Raw genomic sequence first — 24,729 nt, 5'->3', positions numbered from 1 at the left:
TGCCAAGGGGGACGAAATACACACCGAGCGACCCCGGGAACGAGGCGGTGGTGAAGGCACGTAGGACGAATTCGGGGCTCCCGCGCGCCGGAGGGACACCGGGACGGCGAAATCCCCTGGGCTCCCAGTCCGGGCGCCGCTCGCGGGTGCGTGCCTGGCCGGCGGCCACCACCCGCGCCGGCACAGCCGCCCGGGAGCGTGCCGAGCGGGAGGCGCTGCGGCGTGGCGTGCGCTACCGCCGCTGGTTCGTCGTGCTCGTCGGCGCCGTCATGGCCATGTCGGCCGTCGTCGTGCTGCTCGGAACCGTCGGGCTGCTCGCCGAGAACCGCTCCCGCCCCCTGACCCCCGCCGAGCAGAACCGCTACAAGCAGGAGGAGATCGCCCGCCGCTGGCAGGCGTGGCCGGCGACGGGCGTGTTCCCGGAAGAGGTCAGGTACCAGGGACTCGACAGCGCCCAGCAGTACGCCCGGCGCGTCGGCATCGCCCCCGAGACGGAGTGCCGCGACGGCGTGGACGCCTCCGTGGCCGCCGTCCTCGACGACCACGGCTGCGTGACCATGCTCCGCGCCACGTACGTGGACCAGACGGCCACGTTCGTGTTCACGGTCGGCGTGGCCGTGCTCAAGGACGAGGAGGCCCGGCTGTCGGCGACCGAGCAGCTCAGCCAGGACGACCGGGTGGGCGTGCTGCCCGTGGCGTTCCCCGGTACGGTGACCGAGCGGTTCGGCACCGAGCAGCGCCAGCGCGCCGGCTGGGTGGGCGCCGGGCCGTACATCGTGTTCTCCACCGCGGGCTACGCCGACGGGCGCACGCGCGCGGCCGTCCCGCCGGAGGAGATCCTGCACAGCGAGCTGTGGCCGGCCGCCAAGTCCATCGGCAACCAGATCGCCTACTTCCTCGCCGACCCGCCCAAGGTCCCGCCCTGCACCCAGGGGAACGTGTGCTGACCGCCGCCGTCCGCGTGCTCGCCGCCGCGGCCCTGACCCTGCAGTCCCCCGCGAGCGTCCCCGTACGGGAGCAGCAGCAGTGGGTGCTCGACGCGCTCAACGTCGAGCAGGCGTGGGCCGTCACCAAGGGCCGCGGCGTCACCGTCGCCGTCATCGACAGCGGCGTGGACCCGAAGCTCAAGGAGCTGCGCGGCAAGGTGACGACGGGCCCCGACATGAGCACCTCGTCCGTGCAGCGCGAGGCCAGGCCCGGCGAGCACGGCACTTCCATGGCCGCGCTCGTCGCCGGCTCGGGCGCCAGGAACGGGCTGGTCGGCATCGCGCCCGACGCCCGCATCCTGTCCGTGCCGCTGGCCCTGGACGAGGAGCCCGGCACCGGCACCATAGAGCCGGCGCCCGCCCCCCGTCCCGACGAGGACTCCGGCCTGGAGAGCCCGCTGGCCAGGGGCCTGCGCTACGCCGCCAACCACGGCGCCCAGGTCGTCAGCATGTCGATCGGCGGCTACGGCCCGCTCAAGTCCGAGCGCGAGGCCGTCTCGTACGCGCTGGGCAAAGGCGTGGTGCTGGTCGCCGCCGTGGGCAACGACGGGCAGACCGGTTACGCCCAGCAGAAGGGCACCTCCTACTGGAGCTTCCCCGCCGGCTACCCGGGTGTCATCGGCGTGGCGGCCGTGGACAAGCAGGGCAGGCGGGCCCCGTTCAGCAGCGACAACCTGTCCGTCCTCGTCGCGGCGCCCGGCGTGGGCGTGCCCGTGGCCAGGATGGGGGGCGGCTACGAGCCGTCCGAGGGCACCAGCTCGGCCGGCGCGCTCGTCGCCGGGGTGGCCGCGCTGATCAAGGCCCGCTATCCCGCCCTGCCGCCCGAGCGGGTGGCGCAGGCCCTGTCGTCCAGCGCGCGCGGCCGTCCGGCGGCCGGGTACGACGACAAGGTCGGCTTCGGCGTGGTCGACGCGGGCGCCGCCCTCAACGCCGCCGAGCGTCTCGCGCAGGCCAAGCCCGCGCCGGGCGTGTCCGACGACCTGCACTTCGGCGAGGGGGAGGACAGCCCGGCGCCGTCGCGGCCCGGACCCGAGCCGTGGCGGCTCTGGCTGTTCGGCGGGGCCGCCCTCGTGGCGCTGGTCACGTTCAGCGGGGCGATCATGGCGCTCAATCAGCGTAGAGGGTGAAAGATCCGCTATGGTCCCGCGTCATGGGATACGAGCTGCGCGTGGTCCGGGAGGCGCCGATCGCCTACGCCGACCTCGCGAGGGCGATCGCGCCGGCCGGGTTCGAGCTGCGCGGATCGCGGGAGATCGTCGCCAGGCACGGCGGCGGCGCGCACACCGTGGCACGCTGGACCGACCAGGTGGTCGGCGAGCCCGGATCCGACTGGCAGGTGGCACAGCTCGTCCGGCTGGCCGCGCTGCTCGGCGCCCGGCTGGTCGGCGAGGACGGTGAGAGCTACACGCTGCGCGACGGCGTGGTCCAGGTGACGGCCGGCGGCACGACGACCGATCTGGGCAAGTTCGACGAGATCATCGACGCGGGTCCCGCCGCGTGGGGACCGTGACGCCGCGGGGCCGCCGGTGAACCCGTACGCGGAGCGCGTCCTCCAGGTGGTGGAGTCCATCCCGCCGGGCCGCGTCATGTCGTACGGCGACATCGCCGAGTATCTCGGCGAGGGCGGCCCGCGCCAGGTCGGCGCCGTGATGTCCACGTGGGGCGGCGGCGTGCCGTGGTGGCGCGTCGTCCACGCCGACGGCGGGGCCGCCTCGGCCGGTCATCTCCAGGAGTGCCTCGCGCACTGGCGGGCCGAGGGCACGCCCAGACGGGGCGAGAAGGCCGACATGCGGGCCGCGCGCTGGGACGGGCGTTCAGTGGATTCTCAGTAAAACGTTTGAGCTGCGGATTCGCCCCGACGGTGCATCTGCGGTACGAGACTCCCCTTAGCATGGGCAAAACAGGTGATGGCGGTCCGAAAGGCGGTGCCCCCCATGGCCACCGGCGTAACAGCCCAGAGCCAGGGCGGAGTTCCGGCCGCCGATCGTCTGAAGGTCGTCCAGGATCTCTGCGATCGTGGCGAACCCCTCGACGCGATCATGCGCGCGGTCGGTCCTGGCGGTCAGGACGCGGCGTTCGACGCCGAGGTGCTCAGCGGCCCGCTGGGCGCGCGGATGGACGTCGCCGTCAAACGCGGGCCCGCCCGCCGGCGCGAGCTCGTCACGCTGCTGCGCCCGTACCTCGCGGGGGTGGACGAGCGCGTCAAGCGCGACCTGCCCGTCGCCCGCCGCCTGATCTGCCACCTCGTCGAGCACCGCCCCGACGAGGAGCTCATCGACGGCGAGACGCTGGCGACGGCCGTCGCCGCCGCGGCCGAGCCGTCCAAGCGCATCCGCAAGGGCCTGCGCTGGTACGCCGACCTGCCGTTCCAGGACGAGCTGCCGTCCACGCTGTACGAGCTGCGGCCCTCCGACATGGTGCCGGTCACCCATATCGACGACATCCAGTGGGTCGACGGCAGGCTGCGCATCACCGGGTTCGCCTACCTCGCCGGGCTGTCGGTGCGCAGCCGCCGCTTCAACCGGGCGACCGTCGTGCTGCGCGGGCCCCGCTGGCTGCCGCCCGTGCGCCTGCGGACCCGCCGGACGTTCGAGCCGGAGGCCACCCACGGCGCGCGTGAGCCGGGCTGCAACTACGACTGGTCGGGGTTCTCGGCCGAGCTGAGCCCGTGGTCGCTGCGCTGGCGCGGCGCCGTGCGCGGCGTCGTCCACGCCGTCCGCCGCCGGATGCGTCACCGGCCGGCCGTGGCCGACGCCACGACGTGGCGGGCCGAGATCGTGTTCTGGAGCCGCGGCGCCCGGGCCACCGGCCTGCTGCGCGGCTTCGCGGTGGGCCGCGCCGAGCGTCCCGCCGGGCTCAAGCTGCGGCCCGGCTGGTGGGTCAGGCCCACGTGGACGTCCGACCGCGCCCTCCAGGTGGTGCTCCAGCCCAACCGGGCCGAGCTGACCGGCGTCTCCGTCGAGGGCGACCGCCTGGAGCTGAGGATCTTCCTGCCCGGCCGTAGCGTCACCAGGGGGCATGCCCGGCTGGGCGGCCACCGCATGGCGGCCGACTTCACGCCCAAGGACGGCGGCACGGAGGTCGTGGTCGTCCAGGCCGTCTCCGCGCTGCTCCACGAGAAGGACGGCCGGCGGCTCTGGGTCGAGCCCAAGGGCGACCCGGCGGCCTCGGTCATGCTGGCCGACCTGGTCGACACCCGGGCCACCGTCGGCGACCGCGAGATCACCGTGCTCGGCGACCGGCGCGACCGCGTCATCGTCTCGGCCCACCGCATCCGCCCGGTGATCTCCTCGGCCGTCTGGGACGGGTCCGCCCTGGTCCTGCGGGGGAGCTACCCCGACGCCCCCGGGCACCGCGTCCTCACCCTGCGCCACCGCTCCGGGCTCTGTTACGGCATCCCGATGGAGCGCGACGGCGAGAGCTTCTCCGTCCGGATCACGCCCTCGGCCATGGACCGCTTCGGCGAGAGCCTCCCGCTGTCCTCCGGCACCTGGAACCTGTCGACCCGCCATCCCTCCGGCGAGATCGTCCCGCTGCGCATGGACCACGCCGCCCTGCCGGGGCTGGACGAGGAGCCGCGCGAGCTGGGCGGGCACGCGTTCCGGATGGTGTCCACCCGCTTCGACGTGCCGGTGATCGCGGTCGAGGAGTCGCGGCCCGCCGACGAGAAGGGCGTGGCCGGCACCCACGTGCTGCGGAAGGTCTTCTACCCGGCCCAGCGCACCGAGCCGCTCACCGACGCGACCGTCTACGTGGTCAACGACGGCCGGCTCTACGCCGACAGCGTCCGGGCCGTCTACGAGGAGCGGCTGCGGCGCGGCGACGACCGCGAGCACATCTGGATCGTCAAGGACGGCGCGTTCACCCCGCCGGGCGGCGCCACCGTGGTGCGCGCCGGCAGCCGCGAGCACCACGCCGCGCTGGCCAGGTCCCGCCACATCGTGACCAACTCCTTCCTGCCCGTCTGGTTCCGGGCCCGCGAGGACCAGGTCGTCCTCCAGACCTGGAACGGCACCCCGGCCAAGCACGTCGGCAACGACCAGCCGCACATGGCCCGCGACCCCCGGCCGCCGATCTGGCACCGGCAGGCGACGGAGGTACGCGGCTGGGACGTGCTGCTGTCGCAGTCGCCGTGGGCCACGCCGGTGCTGCGCAAGGCGTTCGGCTACCAGGGCGAGGTCCTGGAGAGCGGGCTGCCGCGCAACGACGTGCTCACCTCGCCCGACCGCGAGCGGCTGGCCGCGCGGGTGCGCGAGCGGCTGGGGCTGGCCGAGGGCAAGCGGGTGGTGCTGTACGCGCCGACGTACCGCGACTACGACCGCAAGAACGCCATGGTCAAGCTCGACCTGGCCAAGGCGCGGGAGGAGCTGGGAGCCGACCACGAGCTCCTGGTCCGGGCCCACCCCATGCAGGCCATGCCCGCCGTCCCCGACATCGCCCACGACGTCACGACTTATCCGGATATGGCGGATTTGTTGCTGGTGGCGGACGTGCTGGTCACGGACTACTCGTCGGTCATGTTCGACTTCGCCGCCACGGGCCGCCCCATGGTCTTCTACGCGTACGACCTGGCCAAGTACTCCTCCCGGCGCGGCCTGTACGTGGACCTGCCGGAGATCGCCCCCGGCCCGGTCCTGTCCACCTCGGCCGAGGTCGTCGAGGCCCTGCGCTCGATCGACCAGGTGGCGGCGGCCCACAGGGACCGCTACGACGCCTTCCGGGCCACCTACGCCCCGAGGGACGACGGCAAGGCCACGGCCCGCGTAGTGGACCGCCTCTTCTCCTGACCCGTACTCCTGACGTGAGAGGCCCCGGCGCTGCCGGGGCCTTTCACGTCGGCGCCGAGGGCAATGGATTGCGGGGCCAGACCACGTGCGGCCGGACGACGTGACGGCGGTCAGCCGCCAGAAGGGGCGGTGGGCGGGAAGATCTCGGTCTCCGGACGCTGCATGTACTCCATGGCCGCCGTGAACACCGGGTCGCTCCAGCGCCGCTCCAGCTCCTCCGGTGACACGTCCTCGATGCGCGTCTGGATCCACCACACGTTGCCGAACGGGTCCCGTACCCGGCCCACCACGTCGCCGAAGGCCAGGTGCGTGACCTCCGAGATCGGTGTGCCCCCGGCGGCGACGGCACGCCGGTGGACGGCGTGGGCGTCCTCGACGTACAACCGGACGAACGCGGGCGTCGCGGGCCAGCTCGGATCGGCGTCGAACAGCATCACGATCGCGTTCCCGATGCGCACCTCGGCGTGGCCGATCACGCCACGGGCGTCGACGACCCGGCCGAGCTCCTCGCCCCCGAACGCCTCCTTCAGGTAGTCGATGACCGCGGCGGTGTCGCGGGAGATGATCCACGGGGTGACGGTGGTGTAGCCGTCGGGGATGGGCTTGACGGGCATGTCGCCGCCTCCTGTGCCGTGTTGCGGAATGTCTGTGCCGACACTAGACAGGGAGTAGGTCAGGTTCCGTCCTACACGGTCCTCAGGAGGCGCCCGCGGTGGCGCGGAGGGCTCGGCCGCCCAGCTCGCGGAGGTGTTCCAGCAGCTCAGGGGGCTCGTGCACCTCGAACTCGCAGCCCAGGGTGAGCAGTCGGAACGCCAGCCACTCCAGGGTGTCGCTGCGGCCGTCCAGCCGGCAGGTGCGCTCGTCGACGGCCGTCACGTCCTCCGTGCCGTCACCCAGGCGGGTTCTCACGTACTCGGGCGGAGCGTGCAGGGTCACGACCGCGCGGTAGGTGGGGGCCAGGGTGTGGAGCTTGGAGACGACGAAGGCGGCGGCGTCCTGGGCCGGCAACGGCCTCGGTGCGAACCGTGCGCCCGTGGGCCAGGGCCGCTCGACGCGGTCCACCCGGAAGACCCGCCAGTCGTCCCGCTCGCAGTCGTACGCGAGGAGGTACCAGCGCCGGCCCCAGGTGACCAGTGCGTACGGCTCCACGTGGCGCCTGCTCTCGGCGCCGTCGCCGGACCGGTACGCGAAACGCACCCGCTCCCCGGCGGCGGCCGTCGTGGCGAGCGACGTGAGGATCTCCGGGTCGATACTCGGCCCGGCGACGGGCGGCGGCGCCGACGTGGCGGTGCTCAGGGCGCCGACCCGCGCCCGCAGCCGGGACGGCAGCACCTGCCGCAGCTTGGCCAGGGCCCGTACCGATGCCTGGTCGATGCCGTCCACGGCGTGCCGGGTCACGGTGCGCAGGCCGACGGCGATGGCCACGGCTTCCTCGTCGTCGAGCAGCAGCGGCGGCATGGCCGTGCCCGCCACCAGCCGGTAGCCGCCCGCGCCGCCCATGCTCGCCTCCACCGGGTAGCCGAGGTCGCGCAGCCGTTCGATGTCCCGGCGGATCGTGCGCGGGCTGACCCCCAGCCGCTCCGCAAGCTCGCTGCCGGGCCATTCGCGCGGGGTCTGCAGCAGCGACAGCAGAGTCAGCAGGCGGGCGGAGGTGCCGGACATGTCCCTCAGAATGCCCTAAACGCGTACGGCCTTCATGTTCACCGCACTAGGATCATGGTCGTCGCAGCATCGAGAGGGGACCGACGTGGCCGAGACGCCGGATCAGTGGAAGAGCGCCATCGACACGACGCGCCCCAGCATCGCCCGCGCCTATGACGTCGTGCTCAACGGCAAGGACAACTTCGAGGTCGACCGCGCGTTCGTCGCGGAGATCGTGAAGGTGGTCCCCGAGATCTACGACGTGGCCACGTACAACCGGCAGATCCTCGGCCGGGGCGTGCGGTTCCTCGTCGAGCAGGGCGTCAGCCAGTTCATCGACCTCGGGTCCGGGCTGCCGACCCTGGAGAACACCCACCACGTCGCCCAGCGCGCGAACCCCGAGTCCCGCGTCGTCTACGTCGACAACGACCCGATGGTGCTGGCCCACGGCAGGGCGCTGCTCGCCGAGAACGAGCGCACCGCCGTCGTCACCTCCGACCTGCGCGACCCCTCGGCCATCCTCGCCGACAAGGACGTCCGGCGGCTCATCGACATGGACCAGCCGGTCGGCGTGATGCTGGTCGGCATCCTGCACCACCTGCACGACGACGAGGACCCCCAGGGCATCGTCGAGAAGTACATGGCGGCGGTGCCGTCCGGCAGCTACCTGTTCATCACCCACTTCTGCGCCTCCAGCGAGGAATCCCGCGAGGCGGAGAAGAAGTACCTCGCCCTCCTCGGCACGGGCCGCTTCCGCACGGAGAAGGAGATCACCGGCTTCTTCGACGGGTTCGAGCTGCTGGAGCCCGGGGTCGTCCCGCTGCCCCTGTGGCGCCCGGACGGTCCGGTGCCGGCGGAGCTGACGGTCGGCCAGCGCCTCATGTACGGCGGCATCGCCCGCAAGCCCTGACCCTGTCCCGCAGGGGCTAGCTCGCGGCGTCGAACTCCAGCTCCGACCAGTCGATCACCAGTGGGATGGGGTTGCTCACCAGCGGCGTCTCGCCGGGCTCGTCCTTCATGAACGTCCCCGTGTGCTTGTAGAGCCTCGTGGCGGGGTCGAGCCGATAGCGCTCGACCAAGGCCGTGCGGGGCATGGTAGGGAAAGGGTCAAAAAGGCTGTGTTGGGCATGAACCGCCCGGCGGTGGGATAGGGAAGCGGAGAAGGATTCAGTCCGGAGGCGACGTCATGACCGAGGCCCAGACCCGTTCGTCCGATACCGCCGGGCCGGTGGACGGCTCCGCCAGACGGTTCACGCTGGACCTGCCGATGATGAGCATCGAGCTTCGCCCTCGACGGGTGCGTCTGCCGCACGTGTCGATGCCGCGTCTGCCCGTTCCCAGGATCAACCGTCAGGAGATGGGCCACGCCGCCGACGTCGCGCGGTCGATGTTGCCGCCGCCCGAGCGCGTGGCCTACTACGGGGCCCTGGGGGCGATGGCGGTCATGGGCGTGATCGAGTGGCCCGTCGCGGCGGCCATCGGCGCGGGCGCGATCATCGCGCAGCGGGCCCGTACGGGGGAGAGCTTCATGGGGGGCGTCGCCGGCGGCGCCACCGCGCGGGAGTCCCAGGCGACCCGGGCGGCGGCCGAGACGGTCGCACGCGCGGCCTCGACGGCGCGTACGTCCCCGGCGACGCGCGGCCGGAGCGGAACGTCCACGAGGGCGAGGAGCGGGTCCGCGAACGGCACGCCGTCATCGGAGGCCGCGGCCGCCTCCACGACGAGAAGGGGCGCCGCCTCCCCCAGGAGCCGGGGTTTCCCCTCCGGCCAGAAGGACTCCGGCACCTAGCGCCCGCTCATGACACCAGCGGCCGTCCATGCGCACGGGGCGGCCTGTGCGAGTCATCGCGCGGTCCGGTGAGCCGGAGCCCCCGGCCGGGCGATGAGCGAGCGAGTACCTGACACGTCCATCCGTCCGGCCTTCCCCCGCCAGGACACACCTGTTCGACGGGAGAGGGAGAACACATGCGGTTGCCCGGCGTGCACGCCGTCGCCGGCGCGCTGCTCACCATGCTTCCCGAACCGGTCCGAGGGCTGCTCCCGCACCCTCGGGTGGTCCGCGTGTGCCCGGGCGGGGTGCGGGTCGAGCTGCGCGCCCTGGGCGGGCCGGGCACCGATCGGGCGGCGCGCCTCCTGGAGGAGCGCCTGCGCGCCGCCGGTGCCGAACGGGCCGAGGTGAACGGCGTGCTCGGCTCCGTGTACGTCGCCTGCGACCCTGAGGCGACGGACCTGGACAAGTTCGTGGCGATCGTCGACGAGCTGGACGAGGGGACGCCGGACTCGCCGGGCGGCTCCGGCCTCCAAGACTCCGGCCTCCGAGACTCCGGCCTCCAAGACTCCGGCCTCCAGGACGACATGGACGCTGACGAAGCGGGAACGGGAGGCGGCGCCTGGGCGCTCGACGGTGTGGAGCAGCAGGCGCGCGCCGCCGTTAGCCTCGGCCTGCACCTTCTCGGCGCCGGCGCGGCTCTGGCCGGGCAGGTCGTCCGGGTGCCCGGGCTGCCCCCGCTGGTCCCGGCCCTGGTCTCCCTGGTGGAGCACACCCCCCGGGTCCGCCGCGAGCTGGAGGAGCGGGTCGGCAAGCCGATCGGCGACGCGCTGCTGGCGTCCGGGCGGATCGCCACGCACACGCTCGCGCTGCGGCCCGTCTCCCTGCTCATCGACTCGGTCGCGGCGGCCGGCCGGTTCGTGGAGGCGCGTGCGGTGCGCGCGGCATGGGAGCGGCGCGAGGAGGACTTCGCCGCCGAGGACGGGGCCTACCGCCACATCCGTGCGGCCGTGCCGCCACGCGGGTCGCCCCTGCCGCGCGGGCCCGTCGAGAGGTACGCGGACGCGGCGGGCATGCTCGCCGTGGCCGGGCAGGGCGTGACCACGTTCCTCAGCCGAAACCACCAGCGGGGGCTGACCCTGCTGGTCGCCGGGGTGCCGAAGGCGGCGACCCTGAGCCGGAACGCGTTCACCAGCGCGGTGGTGCGCGCGCTGGCGGGGCGGGACACGATCGTGCTGGACCGTGAGGCGCTGCACCGGATGGACCGCGTGGACACGGTCGTCGTGGACGCCGGTCTGCTCACCACGGGCGCGTGGGCGGTCCACGGCATCGTGCCACTCGTCTCCGCCGAGGAGCAGAAGGGGACGGGCGCGCGCACGGAGCAGGCGGGTGTGGAGGAGCTGCACTCCCGTCTGTACACGCTCATCGATCTCACGGACCGCTCCGCCCCGGTGGCCCGCCGGGAGCGCGACGGCTGGAGCGTCGCCCCGTACGAGCCGGCCGGGGTGATCGGCGGCGGGGAGCCCGCCGAGGTGGGGCGATGGCGGGACGAGGGGATCAGGCTGGTCGCGGTCGCCAGGCACGGTGTCGTGGCCGCCGTCGTCGGCCTGGAGCCCGAGCTGCACCCGCTGGCCGAGGCTCTCGTCGCCGCCCCCGGGCGCGGGTGCGAGGTGGTGCTGGCGGGCGGCGATCCGGGGCTGGCCGCCCGGCTGGGCGTGGATCGGGTGGTGCGCGGGGGATCGCGGCTGGCCTCCGAGGTGCGGGCCATGCAGGCCGGCGGGCACGGGGTGGCGGTGGTGTCGCAGCGCGGCGGGCGGGCGCTGGCCCTGGCGGACGTGGGCGTCGGCGTGCTCGGCAGACCCCGCCCGGTCCCGTGGGACGCCGACGTGATCGGCGGGTTCGAGGGAGCGCACCTCCTCCTGCGCGGCCTGCCGTACGCGAGGAAGGCCGGCCGGCGCGGCGTGCGGGTGGCCGCGGCCGGCGCCGCGGTGGGTGCGGGGCTGGCGTTCCTGGGCCCGGCGCGGACGGCGCTCGCCCGGGTGCACCTGGTGGGCAACGGCACGTCCGTGGCCGCGCTCGTCGTGGGCGAGTGGACGGGCCGCCGCGCGGGCCGCGAGGTGCCGCCTCCGCCCGTCGATCACACGCCCTGGCACGCCATGGCGGCCCGCGACGTGCTGGCCAGGCTCGACACGTCTCCTGACGGGCTCGCGGAGGAGGAGGCGGCGCGGCGCAGGGCGGCGCCGGTGACGCCGCGGGCAGAGCCGCGCTCGCTGGCCCGAGCCTGCCTGGAGGAGATCGCCAACCCGCTCACGCCGGTGCTCGCCGCGGGCGCGGGCGTGTCGGTCGCCGTCGGCTCGGTGCTGGACGCCGCGCTGATCAGCGGCGTGATGGGCGTCGGCGCGCTGCTCGGCGGCACGCAGCGCTGGCACGCCGACCGGATCCTGCACCGCCTCACGCGGATCACGGCGACGGCTGTACGGCTGCGCCGCCCGGCCGGCGCGGTGGCCGGCGTCGCGGACGACCTGGTGGTGGGCGACGTGATCGAGCTGCGCGCGGGTGACGCGGTGCCCGCGGACGCGCGGCTGGTCCAGGCGTCGGGCCTGGAGGTGGACGAGTCGACCCTGACCGGCGAGTCGCAGCTCGTGGCCAAGGGCGAGGCGCCGACGGCGGCGCCGGCCGTCGCGGACCGGACGTCGATGGTGTACCAGGGGACGACGGTCGCGGCGGGCCACGGCCTCGCCGTGGTCGTGGCCACCGGCGAGGCGACCGTGGCGGGCAGGACCGCCAGGCTGTCCGCGACCGCGCCGCCGCCGACCGGGGTGGAGCTGCGGCTGCGCGCGCTGAGCCGCCGCATCCTGCCCGTCGCCGTCGGGTCGGGCGTGGCGCTGATGGTGATCGAGCTGCTGAGGGGCACACCGCCGGCCGCTGCGGTCGCGCCCGCCGTGAGCCTGGCGGTCGCGGCGGTGCCGGAGGGCCTGCCGTTCGTGGCGACGGTGGCGGAGCTGGCGTCGGCCAAGCGCCTGTCGGCCCGCGACACGCTCGTACGGAACCCGTCCACGATCGAGGCGCTGGGCCGCGTGGACGTCCTGTGCTTCGACAAGACCGGCACCCTGACCGAGGGGCGCATCAGCCTGGGCCGGGTGTCGGACGGGCGGACCGAGCGCCCCGTGGACGAGCTGACGCCCGAGCTGCGGGCCGTCGTGGGCGCCGCGCTGCGGGCGTGCCCCCGGCACGAGGACGGGCGCGCCATCCCGCATCCCACGGACCGCGCCGTGGTGGAGGGGGCGGAGCGGCTGGGCGTGTCACCGGCGGACGGGCTCCGGGGGTGGCGGCGGGTGGACGAGCTGCCGTTCGAGCCGGCGCGCGGGTACCACGCCGTCCTCGGGACGTACGGGGACGCGACGGGGGAGCCGGGCGGCGCGGCGCGGCAGGTGCTGAGCGTGAAGGGCGCGCCCGAGGTGCTGCTCAGCCGCTGCACGGAGCTGCGGCGCGGCGCAGGCACGGTGCCGCTGGACGAGGCGGCGAGGCGCGAGCTGGAGGAGGAGATGGACCGGCTCGCGCGCCAGGGCCACCGGGTGCTGGCGGTCGCCGAGCGACCCGCCTCCGGCCGCGCCGACCTCGACGAGTCCAGGATCGAACGGCTGAGCTTCCTCGGCTTCCTCGGCCTGGCCGACCCGGTGCGGCCCACCGCCAGGCGCAGCGTGGAGGGCCTGATGCGCGCCGGCGTCCGTGTCGTCATGATCACCGGTGACCACCCGAGCACGGCGGAGGCCATCGCCGCCGAGATCAACGCCCTGAACGGCGGCCGGGTCATGACCGGCCCCGAGCTGGAGGAGCTGGACGACGACGCGCTGGCCGGGGCGCTGCCGGACGTCGCGGTGTTCGCCCGGGTCACGCCGGAGCACAAGGCCCGGATCGTCGCCGGGCTGCGCCGCATGGGCCGGGTGGTCGCCGTCACCGGCGACGGCGCGAACGACGTGCCCGCCATCCGGCTCGCCGACGTGGGCGTGGCCCTGGGCTCCCGCGCCACCCCGGCCGCCCGCGCCGCCGCCGACATCGTGGTGGTGGACGAGCGCATCGAGACGATCATCGACGCGATCGTGGAGGGCCGGGGGATGTGGGGGTCGGTGCGCGACTCGCTGAGCATGCTGCTCGGAGGCAACCTCGGCGAGATCGTGTTCACCGTCGGCTCCAGCCTGCTGACCGGGCGCAGCGCGCTCAACACCCGCCAGCTCCTCCTCGTGAACCTCCTCACCGACATGCTCCCCGCCATGGCCGTGGCGGTGCGGCCGCCGGGCGCCGCGGACCCGGACCGGCTCCTCGCCGAAGGGCCGGAGGCGTCGCTGGGCACCGCCCTGACCCGCGACATCTACCTGCGGGCCGTCACCACCGCCGCGGCGGCCGCGGCGGCGTGGCTGCTCGGCCGCATGACCGGCACACGTGACCGGGCCGACACGATCGGGCTCGTCGGGCTGGTGGGGGCGCAGCTCCTGCAGACACTCGTCGTGGGCGGGCGGGACCGGCTGGTGCTGCTGGCCTCGCTCGCGTCGCTGGCCGTGCTCGCGGTGATCGTCTCGGTGCCGGGGCTGAGCCGGCTGTTCGGCTGCCGTCCGATCGGGCCGCTGGGGTGGGGGATCGCGCTCGGCTGCGCCGCCGCGGCGGTGCTGCTCGAAAGGGCACTCGAACGGGTGGACGCGCGCCGGCCATCTCGCGTTCGCCTTTCGGACACGTAAGATGCCGCCCAGCGCCAGATTTATGGTGAAATATGGCATTACGTACCATTTCCCTCATGTGAGGTATCTCATGCCCGATCTCCTGGCCTCGATCCTGGCCAAGGCGGCGCTCATGGTGGCCGAAGCCCTGCTGGCGCGCCTCATCCACGCCCTCATCACGACGTTCCTGCGGACCCCCGGAGTCCGTCTCGCCTGACCTCACCGTGGCGTGTCGCCGCGCGAACCCCTCCTCGTGTCGCTAACGTGAGCGGATCGTCTCCGCGGGACCGGTCAACTCGGCACGATCTACCCCTGTGGTCTGATGGAATCTAGTGCTGTGAGTGGTCAGACCTGGCGGTTGGTGCGGCGCGGGAGCGCGAGGCCGGCGGAGCCCCCTGTGCTCGACGAGTATCAGCGCGCCGTGGTCGCCCACGGGAGCGGGCCGCTGCTCGTCCTCGCCGGCCCGGGCACGGGCAAGACGACGACCATCGTGGAGTCGGTGGTGGACCGCATCGAGCGCCGGGGGGCCGACCCCGAGCGGGTGCTGATCCTCACCTTCAGCCGCAAGGCGGCCGGCGAGCTGCGCGAACGTGTGACCGCCCGGCTGCGGCGCACCACCCGCACGCCGCTGGCCCTGACGTTCCACAGCTACGCGTACGCGCTCCTTCGCCGCGAGGCCGTGCTGGCGGGCGAGCCGCCGCCCCGGCTGCTGACCGGGCCCGAGCAGCTTCTGGAGATCCGGCGGCTGCTCCACGGCGAGCTGGAGGACGGCGCGACGGAGTGGCCGCGCACGCTGCGGGAGGCGCTGAAGACCCGGGGGTTCGCCGAGGAGCTGCGGGACCTCCTGTCACGCGCGGCCGAGCGCGGCCTGGACGGCGACCGCATCGAGGAGCTCGGCAGGCGCCACGGCCGTGACGACTGGGTGGCGGCCGGCGGGTTCGCCCGGCGCTACGACAGGCGCTTCGACCTCGACCCGGAGCCGGCGCTCGACTACACCGAGCTGATCCGGGCGGCGGCCGCGCTGCTGGCCGACCCGGAGGTACGGCGCAGGGAGCGGGCCGCGCACGACGTGGTGTTCGTGGACGAGTACCAGGACACCGACCCGGCGCAGGAGATGCTGCTGCGGCAGCTCGCGGGCGACGGGCGCGACCTGGTGGCCGTGGGCGACCCCGACCAGTCGATCTACGGGTTCCGGGGGGCCGACGTGCGCGGCATCCTGGGGTTCCCGCAGCGGTTCCGCACGCTCGACGGCCGGGACGCCCCGGTGCTCGCGCTGCGGGTCTGCCGCCGCAGCGGCGCGGACGTGCTGGAGGCCACCCGCCGCCTCGCCGCCCGCCTCCCGGCCGCCCCCCTGCCGGACCCGGCGCCGTCCCGGACGCCCGTACAGGGCCAGGCACAGGGCCAGGCGCAGGCCCCGGCCGAGGCCCCGGCTCCCGCGCGGGCACGGACGCACGGCCACCGGGAGCTGCTGTGCCTGCCCGACGCCGACCCGGGCGACGTGCGGGTGCTGCTGGCCGACAGCACCAGCCAGGAGGCCGCCGTCGTGGCCGACACGCTGCGCAGGGCCCACCTCATCGAGGGCGTGCCCTGGCACCGGATGGCCGTGCTCGTGCGCTCGGCCGTCCGCCAGGTGCCGCTGCTGCGGCGGGCGCTGGTCAGCGCGGGCGTGCCGACGATGGTGGCCGGCGACGAGGTGCCGATCGCCCAGGAGCCGGGCGTACGGCCGCTGCTGACCATGCTGCGCGTGGCCCTCGACCCCCCGTCGCTGGACGAGGCGGTGGCCGAGGAGCTGCTGACCGGCCCGCTGGGCGGCACCGACATGATCGGCGTCCGGCGCCTCCGCCGAGCCCTGAAGATCGCAGAGAACGAGGCATACGCGCTCACCGAGCCGGAGCCCGCCGTACCCGGCCAGGACGAGCGGGAAGAAGAGCAGCCGGAAGTGCCCGAGGCCCGCGACAGGCCCCGCACGTCCGGCGAGCTGCTCGTCGCGGCGCTGAAGGACGCCCGCGAGCTCACCCGCGTCGAGCCGCACATCGCCCCGCCCGCCGAGCGCCTCGCCAAGCTGCTGGTCACCGCCCGCGAGGCCGTCCTCCAGGAGGGCACGGCCGAGGACGTCCTGTGGGCGATCTGGCAGGCGAGCGGCCTGGCCGAGCGATGGACCGAGCTGAGCCTGGGCGGAGGCGCCCGCGGCGCGCAGGCGGACCGTGACCTGGACGCGGTGGTGGCGCTGTTCGATTACGCGGCCCGGTTCGTGGACCGGATGCCGAAGGCCGGGGCCGAGGTGTTCCTGGACGACCTCGCCGCGCAGGAGATCCCGGGCGACACGCTGGCCGACCGGGCGCCCGACGGCGACGCGGTGCGCGTGCTGACCGCCCACCGCTCCAAGGGCCTCGAATGGGACGTGGTGGTCGTCGCCGGGGTCCAGGAGGGCGTGTGGCCGGACCTGCGGCTGCGCGGGTCGATGCTGGGCGCCGACGACCTGGTGGAGCTGGCCGAGGGCGCCAGGCCGAACGCCGCGTCCCTGGCCTCGAAGCTGCTGGCCGAGGAGCGGAGGCTGTTCTACGTCGCGGCGACGCGGGCCCGGCGCAGGCTCGTGGTGACGGCCGTGGGCGGCGAGGACACCGACGAGCGGCCGTCGAGGTTCCTGAGCGAGCTCATGCCGGGTGCGGTGGAGACGGCCACGGTGGACGACCGGGCGCGCTGGCTCAACATGGCGGCGCTCGTCGCCGACCTGCGCAGCGCCGTCACCGACCCGACCCGGCCCGCCAAGGTGCGCCGCAAGGCCGCCCAGCAGCTCGCCCGCCTGGCCGCCGCCGGCGTGCGGGGCGCCCACCCCAACGAGTGGTACGCCCTGACGACCATGACCGACGACCGGCCGCTGAGCTGGCCCGACGACACCGTCAGCATCTCGCCGTCGGCGGTCGAGAGCTTCACCAAGTGCGGGCTGCGCTGGTTGCTGGAGACGGCCGTCGGCGCCGCCGGCACCAGCAGCGCCCAGGGGCTCGGCACGATCATCCACGCGCTGGCCGTGCTCGCCTCCACCGACCTTCCGAACGAGGACCTGCTCGGCAGCCGCCTGGACGAGATCTGGCACGAGCTCGACTTCGGCGGCGTCTGGTTCAACCGCAAGCAGCGCCAGGTCGCCGAGCAGATGATCGGCAAGTTCCTGCGCTGGCACAAGGAGAACCCCCGCGAGCTGGTCGCCCTGGAGGAGGCGTTCGTCGCCACCGTCGGCGACGGCGTGCAGATCAAGGGCCGCGTCGACCGGGTCGAGCGCGACTCCGAGGGCCGGGCGGTGATCATCGACCTGAAGACCGGCGGCTCCAAGCCCCGGCCGGGCGAGCTGGACCGGCACCCGCAGCTCGGCGTGTACCAGCTCGCCGCGTTGCTCGGCGCGTTCGCCCGCCACGGCATGACCGAGCCGGGCGGCGCCGCGCTGGTCCAGCTCGGCAAGGCGGGCGGCCGCAACGAGGCGCTGGAGCAGCGCCAGGGCGCCCTCGCCGACGACCCGAACCCCGGCTGGGCCGCCGGCCTGGTCGACACCGTGGCGACCGGCATGTCCGGGCCGTACTTCCAGGCCAGGGCGAACGACGGCTGCCGCACCTGCGCCGCCAGGGCCAGCTGTCCCGTCAACGACAGCGGAGGCCAGGTGTGCTGAACCCCGTCGAGCTGGCCGGGAAGCTCGGCGTCCTGCCGCCGACCCCCGAGCAGGCCGGCGTCATCGAGGCACCCCTCGAACCCATGGTCGTCATGGCCGGCGCCGGCTCCGGCAAGAGCGAGACCATGGCCGGTCGCGTCGTCTGGCTCGTCGCCAACGGCCTGGTCAAGCCGGGCAACGTGCTCGGCCTGACGTTCACCCGCAAGGCCGCCGCCGAGCTGGCCACCCGCGTCAGGGAGCGGCTGAACGGCCTGGCCGAGGCGGGCCTGGTGACGCCGGACGCGCTCGACGAGGAGCCGACCGTGTCCACCTACCACGCCTACGCGGCGCGCCTGGTCACCGACCACGCGCTGCGCGAGGCGCTGGAGCCGACCATGCGGCTGGTCACGCCGGCCGTCTCCTGGCAGCTCGCCTCACGGGTGGTCGCCGCCTACGACGGGCCGATGGACCGCGTCGAGCTGGGCCCGCCGTCCGTCACGGCCGCCGTCCTGGAGCTGGCGGGGGAGCTGTCGGAGCACCTGCGCGGCGCCGGGGACGTGCGCCGGGTGGGCGACTGGCTGCGCGACCAGCACGAGAGGCTGCCGGGCCGCGTCACGCAGGCCCAGCACCGGCCGGTCAACGTCCAGGCGGCCAGGGAGCAGTTGCTGCCATTGGTGGAGGCGTACGAGCGGCTCAAGCGGGCACGCGAGGTCATCGACTACGGCGACCAGATGGCGCTGGCCGCCCGCATCGCCGCGAACCACAAGGAGGTCGGCGAGATCGAGCGGTCCCGCTTCGCGGTGGTGCTGCTCGACGAGTACCAGGACACCAGCCACGCCCAGCTCGTCCTGCTCCGTAGCCTGTTCGGCGGCGGCCACCCGGTGACGGCGGTCGGCGACCCCTGCCAGTCGATCTACGGCTGGCGCGGCGCGTCGGCCGGCAACCTGCGCCGCTTCCCCCGTGACTTCCGCACCGGCACCGGTGACCCGGCCCCGGTGCGGCAGCTCAGCGTCAGCTTCCGCAACGGCGACCGCGTCCTCGACGTGGCCGCCCGCGTCCAGCTCCCGCTGCGCATGGAGGCCCGCGAGGTGCCCGTCCTCGTGCCCGGCCCGAACCGGGTGGACCGGGGCCGCGTCACCTGCGCCTTCCACGAGACCGCCGAGGACGAGGCCCGGTGGGTCGCCGACGGCCTGGCCGGCATCCTCGGCCGGGAGGTCGCCCCGGACGGCCTGCCCTGGGGCGAGGGCGAGCGCAAGAAGACGCTCGCGATCCAGCCGCAGGACGTGGCGATCCTGGCGCGCAAGCGCTCGCAGTTCCCGGCGCTGCGCAAGGCGCTGGAGGAGCGCGACATCCCGGTCGAGGTGGTCGGCCTGGGCGGCCTGCTCACCGTCCCCGAGGTCAGCGACATCGTCGCGACCCTCCGCGTCCTGTACGACCCGACGGCGGGCGACGCGCTGGCCCGGCTGCTGGCCGGTCCGCGCTGGCGCATCGGCCCCGCCGACCTGCGGGTGCTCGGCCAGTACGCCCGCGAGCTGAACCGCGAGACCCGCGCGGGCCGGCGCGGTCACGACCCGCTCGACCAGGTGGTGGCCGACCTGGCCGAGGAGCGCGGCAGCCTGGTCGACGCGCTCGACGAGCTGCCCGACCGGGAGGAGTGGCTGGAGTCGTTCTCGCCGCTGGCCGGCGCCCGGCTCGTCGCGCTCGCGCAGGAGCTGCGCCAGCTCCGCGCGCACACCGGCCAGCCGCTGCCCGACCTGATCACCGAGGTGGAGCGGCGGCTCGGGCTGGACATCGAGGTCGCCGCGCGCGGCGGCACGGTCAGCGCGTTCGCGGCCCGGGCCGACCTCGACGCGTTCCTGGACGCGGCGTCGCGGTTCGCGGGCGACTCCGAGGACCCGACGCTCGGCGCGTTCCTCGCCTACCTCCAGGCGGCCGAGAGCGAGGAGTTCGGGCTGGAGGCCGGCCGGGTCGGCGACAGCAACAGCGTGAAGCTGATGACCGTCCACGCCTCCAAGGGCCTGGAGTGGCCGATCGTGGTCGTGCCCGGCCTGTCGCAGCTCGTCAGCTCCAAGGGCACGATCGCCACCGGCAGCATGTTCCCGGCCACGCCCGTCACCAACAGCCGCTGGACGGAGAACGCCCGCAAGCTGCCCTACCCGCTGCGCGGCGACGCCGCCGACCTGCCCCGTCTGCCGGGCCTGGCCAAGGAGGACCTGGCCGCGTTCGACGAGAGCTGCCGGGAGCGCGACCTGATGGAGGAGCGGCGGCTCGCGTACGTGGCCGTCACGCGCGCCCACTACCACCTGATCGCCTCCGGCTACCGGTGGGGCAGCGCCACCAGGCCGCTGGAGCCGTCGGACTTCCTGCTGGAGATCCGCGACACCGCCGACAAGGTGGCCTTCTGGGCGCCCGACCTCGAAGAGGGGGCCTCGAACCCGCTGCTGGCCGAGCCGGCCGCCGCCGTCTGGCCGGTCACGCCCGAGGGCCTGCGCTACGAGTCGGTCCTGGACGGCGCCCGGCTGGTCGAGGACGCGCTGGCCGGATCGCTCGCCCCGGCCGAGGACGAGCCGCTGCGTCCGTTCGAGGAGGAGCGCGTGCGCGCCTGGGAGCGCGACACGGACCTGCTGCTGCGCGAGCGGGAGCTGCACCGCAGGCGTGGCGCCACGACCGTCGAGCTGCCGTCGAAGCTGACCGTGTCGTCGCTGGTGACGCTCGCCGCCGACGCCGGCGAGCTGGCCCGCAGGATCCGCCGGCCCGTCCCGGTCAAGCCGGCTCCGCTCGCCCGGCGCGGCACCTCCTTCCACAAGTGGCTGGAGACCCGCTGGGACCAGCAGCGGCTGCTCGACGACTTCGACCTCGACCTGGTCGAGGAGGTGGAGGAGGCCGACGTGCGGCTGGCGGACCTCCAGGAGCGGTTCGAGCAGAGCGAGTGGGCCGAGCGCCGGCCGCTCGACCTGGAGGTGCCGTTCGAGACCATGATCGCCGACCGGCTGGTGCGCGGCCGGATGGACGCGGTGTTCGAGCTGCCGGACGGCCGCTACGAGGTGGTCGACTGGAAGACCGGCGAGCCGCCCAGGGGCAAGAAGGCGCGGGCCGCGTCGGTGCAGCTCGCCGCCTACCGGCTGGCCTGGTCGCACCTGGCCGGTGTGCCGCTCGACCGGGTCAGCGCCGCCTTCCACTACGTGCGCGCCAACCGGACGGTGCGCCCCGTGGATCTGCTGGACGCCGACGGCCTGGTGGCGCTCGTCGAGGCGGTGCCGGTCAGGCCGTCAGGTGACGGAACTCCGGGTGAGGGTGCATGAGGAAGGCTCGGCGCCGGTCGGTCGGTGGTCGCGAGCGCGAATGACCGCACGGCGTGAACGACGGCGCCGGGGATGGGCAGGCCGCCGAGATCGGCCGCGGCGAGGACGTCGGGTCGTGGGAACGTCCTGGTGAGCCCGGCCGGGGCGAGGCCGGGCACGGCCCCGCCGAATCGGTCGACGAGGCAGCCCAGGACGGCCCGTGCCTGCGAGGCGTCCGCTGCCTCGGCCAGCACGATGTCGTGCACGCCGGCCTCGAACGGATCCCAGTGGCCGCACGTCCGGGCGGGATCGTCAAGAGCGAGAAGGCGCCGGGCGCGGCGGACGTGGTGGATGAGGCCGCCCAGCCGGGGGAGATGAGCGACGAGGAGCAGCTCCGTCGGGGACCGCTGGGTGATCTCGATCATGCCGGGATCGTGATCGACCAGGATGGTACGCCGATAGGAGCCGCCCGAGACAGCCTCGACGGCCGGTGTCGCCCGTGCCGCCAGGTGGCGCAGGGCGGCCGCGAAGTCGATCGGCTTGTCGTGGGTCAGCCGGAGGGCCAGCCCGCCGTCGGCCTGGAGGCGGTCGGTGACCCGTCGCCGGGACCGTAACTCGCGCGCGGCATGTCCGCGGAAGGCAGGGATTCTTGCCGGTACGGGCGGCAGCGATGACAGGCGCGATACCCGGCCGCTTCCGCCGCGGCCGCGGAGGGGTAGCGGGTGGTGTTCGCCGGGAGGGGGCGGCCCGGGCAGTCATCGCGGCAGTAGATGCCGGTGGTGAGGACAGCGCCGACTGCGTTCACGGCCCCAGCATGGCATCGGCGGGCCGGTCCAGATCGGACAGATCAGGATCCACTGCCGAATCTGGCCGAATCTGACCAGATCACTGATCCGCGACCCGCGAGAATCCTGGGCCATCCACCTGCACAAGGAGTCGGCCCATGAGTGCGGCATCGAACAAGCGGCTCGTCATCGACGCGTGGCGCGTCTTCGCCACGCGAGACGCGAGCCGGGTCCGCGACGTCTTCACGCACGACGCGGAGTGGCTGGCCCCGCCCGGCAACGCGACCTCTCTGGCCATCGACGGAACGCACCATCTCGTCGGCCGGGAACGCATCGTACGGTTCTTGACCCAGGAGTTCTCCACGGTCTTCGTCGACGACGTGTCCATGGACTTCGGCGGTTTCCACGCCGACGGCGACACCGTGGTCGTCGAGATGCGTCTGCGGGCTACCCTCGCCCACGGCGGCCACTACGACAACGACTACTGCTTCATCTTCGAACTGGAGTCCGGCCTGATCAGACGGATCCGCGAATACATGGACACCCGACGTGGAGCGGCATGGTTCCACGCGCCCGCCGACGGCCCGGTGGCGCCCGTCGAAGGGGTGCCGGTCAGGGCGTCAGGTGGCGGAACTCCGGGTGAGGGTGCATGAGGAAGGCGTGGTGGGAGATGTTCCAGGCGTAGGCGCCGGCCATCGCGAACACCACCACGTCGCCGACGCTCACCGAGGTGACGACGTCGCGGGCGAAGACGTCCTTGGGCGTGCAGAGCTGCCCGACGAGCGTGACCGGCTCGTCCGTCACGCCCTGGCCCCGTCCCTCCGGCAGCACCTCGAACGGCTGGTCGTGCCCCTTGGCGACGGGCGTGCGCAGGTGGTGGGTGCCGCCCAGCAGGACCGCGTACGCCCGGCCGTGCACGCGCCTGACGTCCACGACGCGGGTCGCGTAGAAGCCGCAGTACGCGGTCAGCGCCCGGCCCGGCTCGATCCGCACCCGCTGCCCCGGACGCCGCAGCCCCGTCAGCCCCTCGCCGTACTCGGCCCAGCCGAACCGCGCCCGCGGCTCGGTGTAGTCCACGGCCATGCCGCCGCCCAGGTTGACCTCGTCGTGATCGGTGTCGAGCAGGTGGCGGGCCAGGCGCAGCAGCTCGGGCGCGTCCAGGCCGCTGGCCAGGTGGGCGTGCACGCCGCGCAGCCGTACGCGGTCGGTGAACAGCGGCAGGCACTGCGCCACCCCCGCCTCGTCCATCCCGAACGGCCCGCTCATCGTCAGCGCGGCCCCCTCGACCGCGAGCCCGGGGTTGAGCCGCAGCAGCACGTCGGCCTCCAGCCCGGTGGCCAGCAGACGGCGCAGCTCGCCGGGCGACTCGACGTGGAGGCGGTGGTGCGGCAGGCGGAGCTCGGCCTCGGTCTTGCCCGGCCCGCCGAGCGCCAGCGGCTTGCCCGGGAACAGGGCCGACACGTGGGCGTGCTCGCCGCCGGAGGACACCTCGAACCCGTCCACGTGCGGCTCCAGCACGCGCAGCAGCTCGGGGTCGGGGTTGGCCTTGACCGCATAGTACAGCTCGATGCCCGGCAGTGCCTGCCGTACGGACCGGGCATGGGCCTCCAGGCCGGGCAGGTCGTACAGGTAGGCGGGGAGGTCGCCGAGGCGGGCGGCGGCGTCGCGGACACCGGCGGGGATCATGCGAGGGGGTTCGCGATCGGCACGTACCCGGCGGCCCGGTCGGCGGCGCGGGCCCAGCGGACCGCGAGGTTCGCCTTGGCCGGCAGCGGGGCGCCGGCCAGCAGCTCCGGCAGGGGCAGCGGCCGCCCGAGCCGGTCGGCCTCGGCGGCGAACACGGCGCGGGCCGCCCGCCACAGCTCGCGCAGCAGCTCGTCGCCGCCCCGCGCCGCGACGGTCGCGGCCACCTCGGTGAGGTGGTTGACCAGCAGGCAGTACACGACCCGGGCCCAGCCGCGCTCTGCGTCGTACGTCAGCGCCTCCGCCACGCGGGACGGCAGGCCGCCCAGGTCATGGCGGCCGGCGACCAGCTTGGCGCCCTCCAGGTCGCGGAAGACCGCCTCACGCGGCAGGCCGGTCGCGTCGAGGCCGACCAGGACGTTCTGCAGGTGCGGCTCCAGGACCACGCCGTGCGTGAAGAACAGGTCGAGGACGGGCGGAGCCACCACCGACACGTACGCCGTCCACCACCCGAGCGGATCCCGTTCCATCGCGTCCGCCCCGTACGGGGCCGGCCCGCCCGCGGCCGGGTCCAGGGCGAGCGCCGCCGCCAGCACCGGCGCCACGCCGGGGGAGCACACCCGCCACGGGCTCTCCCGGACGATCACTCCGAGCCCTTCCAGCAGCCGCGTGCCCAGGGCGGCCGATCGGTACCCCGGCTCCCGCAGCCACCGCGCGCCCGGGAACACCTCACGCACCCGCTCGAACACCGGCCCGAGCCGCGAGGTCAGCTCCACCGCCCCGGCCAGCTCGTACCAGGCGTTCTTCCGCACGCAGTTGGTGATCCGCACGTCCAGGCTGAACTTCAGGCACAGCCCCGCGTCCGGCGCGTACACCGTCCTGACCGACGACGTCGGCGACACCACCGGCCCCGGCCCGAGGTCGGTCAGCGCGTCGCCGAGCACCGGGCCGAGCCGGTCGAGCAGCAGGTCGAGCTGCCACGGGTGCGCGGGCAGCAGCCGGTGCCCGGGCGGCGCCTCGCCCAGCAGGTCGAGGGCCGACGCGTCGCCCTCCTCGGCCAGCACGTCCTCCCGCACCGCGAGCAGCCGCAGGGGGAAGCGGGCGTGCGTCTCGGGCGCGTACCGCTCCCAGAGGTCACCGCCGCGCGCCTTCGGGCTCGGGTGGAACGGATGCCCGAACACCAGCGCCTGCTCGGAGGCCAGCCACGGGTCGGCCGGCGGCTCGGCCCCGGCCCGCTCCCGCAGGATCGCCGCCACCGCCTCCCGGCTGGCCGCCACCTGCCCGGCGAACTCCTCGTTCGGCCCGCCCTGGAGCTCCGTCCCGCCCAGCTCGGCCTCCGCCAGCCGTACCAGCTCGTCCGAGGTCAGCGGCTGCCACGCGCCGCGCTCCAGCCGCTCCGGCGGCCCGTCGAAGCGCAGCGCCGCGCCCCCGCGCGTGCGCGCCCGCAGC

Annotated in this window: 18 protein-coding genes and 1 pseudogene; 12 read left to right on the top strand and 7 right to left on the bottom strand. The window is 74.4% G+C overall.

Going from position 1 to position 24,729, the window contains the following annotated elements; translation table 11 throughout:
- The 5 genes from ABZS51_RS37260 to ABZS51_RS37240 form a co-directional block, all read left to right on the top strand.
- A partial coding sequence (locus ABZS51_RS37260; protein WP_355451471.1) for a hypothetical protein occupies positions 1–947 on the top strand: 947 nt, incomplete at its 5' end.
- A complete protein-coding gene (locus ABZS51_RS37255; RefSeq protein WP_355451468.1) occupies positions 941–2,113 on the top strand; it encodes a S8 family serine peptidase in 1,173 nt (390 codons plus the stop codon). The genes ABZS51_RS37260 and ABZS51_RS37255, both read left to right, overlap by 7 nt.
- 23 nt (positions 2,114–2,136) lie before the next feature.
- The gene (locus ABZS51_RS37250; protein ID WP_310713010.1) at positions 2,137–2,496 is read left to right on the top strand and encodes a hypothetical protein; all 360 of its coding nucleotides are present in this window, start codon (positions 2,137–2,139) and stop codon (positions 2,494–2,496) included.
- Positions 2,497–2,512: 16 nt separating this feature from the next.
- Positions 2,513–2,818 (top strand): MGMT family protein, encoded by a 306-nt coding sequence (locus tag ABZS51_RS37245; protein ID WP_355451465.1) that lies wholly within the window; start codon positions 2,513–2,515, stop codon positions 2,816–2,818.
- 102 nt (positions 2,819–2,920) lie between these two features.
- Positions 2,921–5,773, top strand: a complete 2,853-nt coding sequence (locus ABZS51_RS37240; protein ID WP_355451462.1) for a CDP-glycerol glycerophosphotransferase family protein — start codon at positions 2,921–2,923, stop codon at positions 5,771–5,773.
- Between the two features lie 110 nt (positions 5,774–5,883).
- Here ABZS51_RS37240 and ABZS51_RS37235 read toward each other — a convergent pair whose 3' ends face one another.
- Positions 5,884–6,387, bottom strand: a complete 504-nt coding sequence (locus ABZS51_RS37235; protein WP_310713014.1) for a VOC family protein — start codon at positions 6,385–6,387, stop codon at positions 5,884–5,886.
- Between the two features lie 82 nt (positions 6,388–6,469).
- Positions 6,470–7,435, bottom strand: coding sequence for a YafY family protein (locus ABZS51_RS37230; protein WP_355451459.1), 966 nt, complete (start codon positions 7,433–7,435; stop codon positions 6,470–6,472).
- Positions 7,436–7,520: 85 nt separating this feature from the next.
- On the opposite strand from ABZS51_RS37230, the gene ABZS51_RS37225 reads away from it, so the two are divergent.
- Complete coding sequence (locus tag ABZS51_RS37225; RefSeq protein WP_355451456.1) at positions 7,521–8,324, top strand: SAM-dependent methyltransferase; 804 nt, start codon at positions 7,521–7,523, stop codon at positions 8,322–8,324.
- A gap of 16 nt (positions 8,325–8,340) precedes the next feature.
- On the opposite strand, the gene ABZS51_RS37220 is transcribed toward ABZS51_RS37225, so the two are convergent.
- Positions 8,341–8,508 (bottom strand): hypothetical protein, encoded by a 168-nt coding sequence (locus tag ABZS51_RS37220; protein WP_355451453.1) that lies wholly within the window; start codon positions 8,506–8,508, stop codon positions 8,341–8,343.
- 92 nt (positions 8,509–8,600) lie between these two features.
- On the opposite strand from ABZS51_RS37220, the gene ABZS51_RS37215 reads away from it, so the two are divergent.
- The 5 genes from ABZS51_RS37215 to ABZS51_RS37195 all read left to right on the top strand — a co-directional run bounded on the left by ABZS51_RS37215 (position 8,601) and on the right by ABZS51_RS37195 (position 20,833).
- Entirely contained in the window at positions 8,601–9,203 is a 603-nt protein-coding gene (locus ABZS51_RS37215; RefSeq protein ID WP_355451450.1) for a hypothetical protein, read from the top strand.
- Positions 9,204–9,379: 176 nt separating this feature from the next.
- The gene (locus tag ABZS51_RS37210; RefSeq protein WP_355451447.1) at positions 9,380–13,915 is read left to right on the top strand and encodes a cation-translocating P-type ATPase; all 4,536 of its coding nucleotides are present in this window, start codon (positions 9,380–9,382) and stop codon (positions 13,913–13,915) included.
- 70 nt (positions 13,916–13,985) lie between these two features.
- On the top strand, positions 13,986–14,111 hold the full coding sequence (locus tag ABZS51_RS37205) for a hypothetical protein (RefSeq protein WP_355451444.1): 126 nt from the start codon (positions 13,986–13,988) through the stop codon (positions 14,109–14,111).
- 180 nt (positions 14,112–14,291) lie between these two features.
- Positions 14,292–17,552: an ATP-dependent DNA helicase gene (locus ABZS51_RS37200; protein WP_355451441.1), complete on the top strand. Its 3,261-nt coding sequence runs from the start codon at positions 14,292–14,294 to the stop codon at positions 17,550–17,552.
- Complete coding sequence (locus ABZS51_RS37195; protein WP_355451438.1) at positions 17,546–20,833, top strand: ATP-dependent DNA helicase; 3,288 nt, start codon at positions 17,546–17,548, stop codon at positions 20,831–20,833. Before ABZS51_RS37200 ends, ABZS51_RS37195 begins: the two co-directional genes overlap by 7 nt.
- Before the next feature lie 350 nt (positions 20,834–21,183).
- On the opposite strand, the pseudogene ABZS51_RS37190 reads toward ABZS51_RS37195, so the two are convergent.
- Together ABZS51_RS37190 and ABZS51_RS37185 are read right to left on the bottom strand one after the other, a co-directional pair.
- Positions 21,184–21,321 (bottom strand): annotated as a pseudogene (locus ABZS51_RS37190) (AlkA N-terminal domain-containing protein); the annotation flags it as partial.
- A gap of 41 nt (positions 21,322–21,362) precedes the next feature.
- Complete coding sequence (locus ABZS51_RS37185; RefSeq protein WP_355451435.1) at positions 21,363–21,617, bottom strand: Ada metal-binding domain-containing protein; 255 nt, start codon at positions 21,615–21,617, stop codon at positions 21,363–21,365.
- 138 nt (positions 21,618–21,755) lie between these two features.
- Between ABZS51_RS37185 and ABZS51_RS37180 the strand changes: the two genes are divergently transcribed.
- The gene (locus tag ABZS51_RS37180; RefSeq protein ID WP_355451433.1) at positions 21,756–22,250 is read left to right on the top strand and encodes a nuclear transport factor 2 family protein; all 495 of its coding nucleotides are present in this window, start codon (positions 21,756–21,758) and stop codon (positions 22,248–22,250) included.
- On the opposite strand, the gene ABZS51_RS37175 is transcribed toward ABZS51_RS37180, so the two are convergent.
- Together ABZS51_RS37175 and ABZS51_RS37170 are read right to left on the bottom strand one after the other, a co-directional pair.
- Positions 22,210–23,283 carry a type III PLP-dependent enzyme gene (locus tag ABZS51_RS37175; protein WP_355451430.1) on the bottom strand — a complete coding sequence of 358 codons (1,074 nt, stop codon included), beginning with the start codon at positions 23,281–23,283 and terminating at the stop codon, positions 22,210–22,212. The genes ABZS51_RS37180 and ABZS51_RS37175 overlap by 41 nt on opposite strands.
- A partial coding sequence (locus tag ABZS51_RS37170) for an IucA/IucC family protein (RefSeq protein WP_355451427.1) occupies positions 23,280–24,729 on the bottom strand: 1,450 nt, incomplete at its 5' end. The genes ABZS51_RS37175 and ABZS51_RS37170, both read right to left, overlap by 4 nt.

The sequence above is a fragment of the Nonomuraea sp. NPDC005501 genome, assembly GCF_040605905.1.
In the GTDB taxonomy this organism is placed as follows: domain Bacteria; phylum Actinomycetota; class Actinomycetes; order Streptosporangiales; family Streptosporangiaceae; genus Nonomuraea.
Note: the sequence above shows the minus strand (reverse complement) of the source record. Positions and strands in the feature narration are given on the sequence as shown.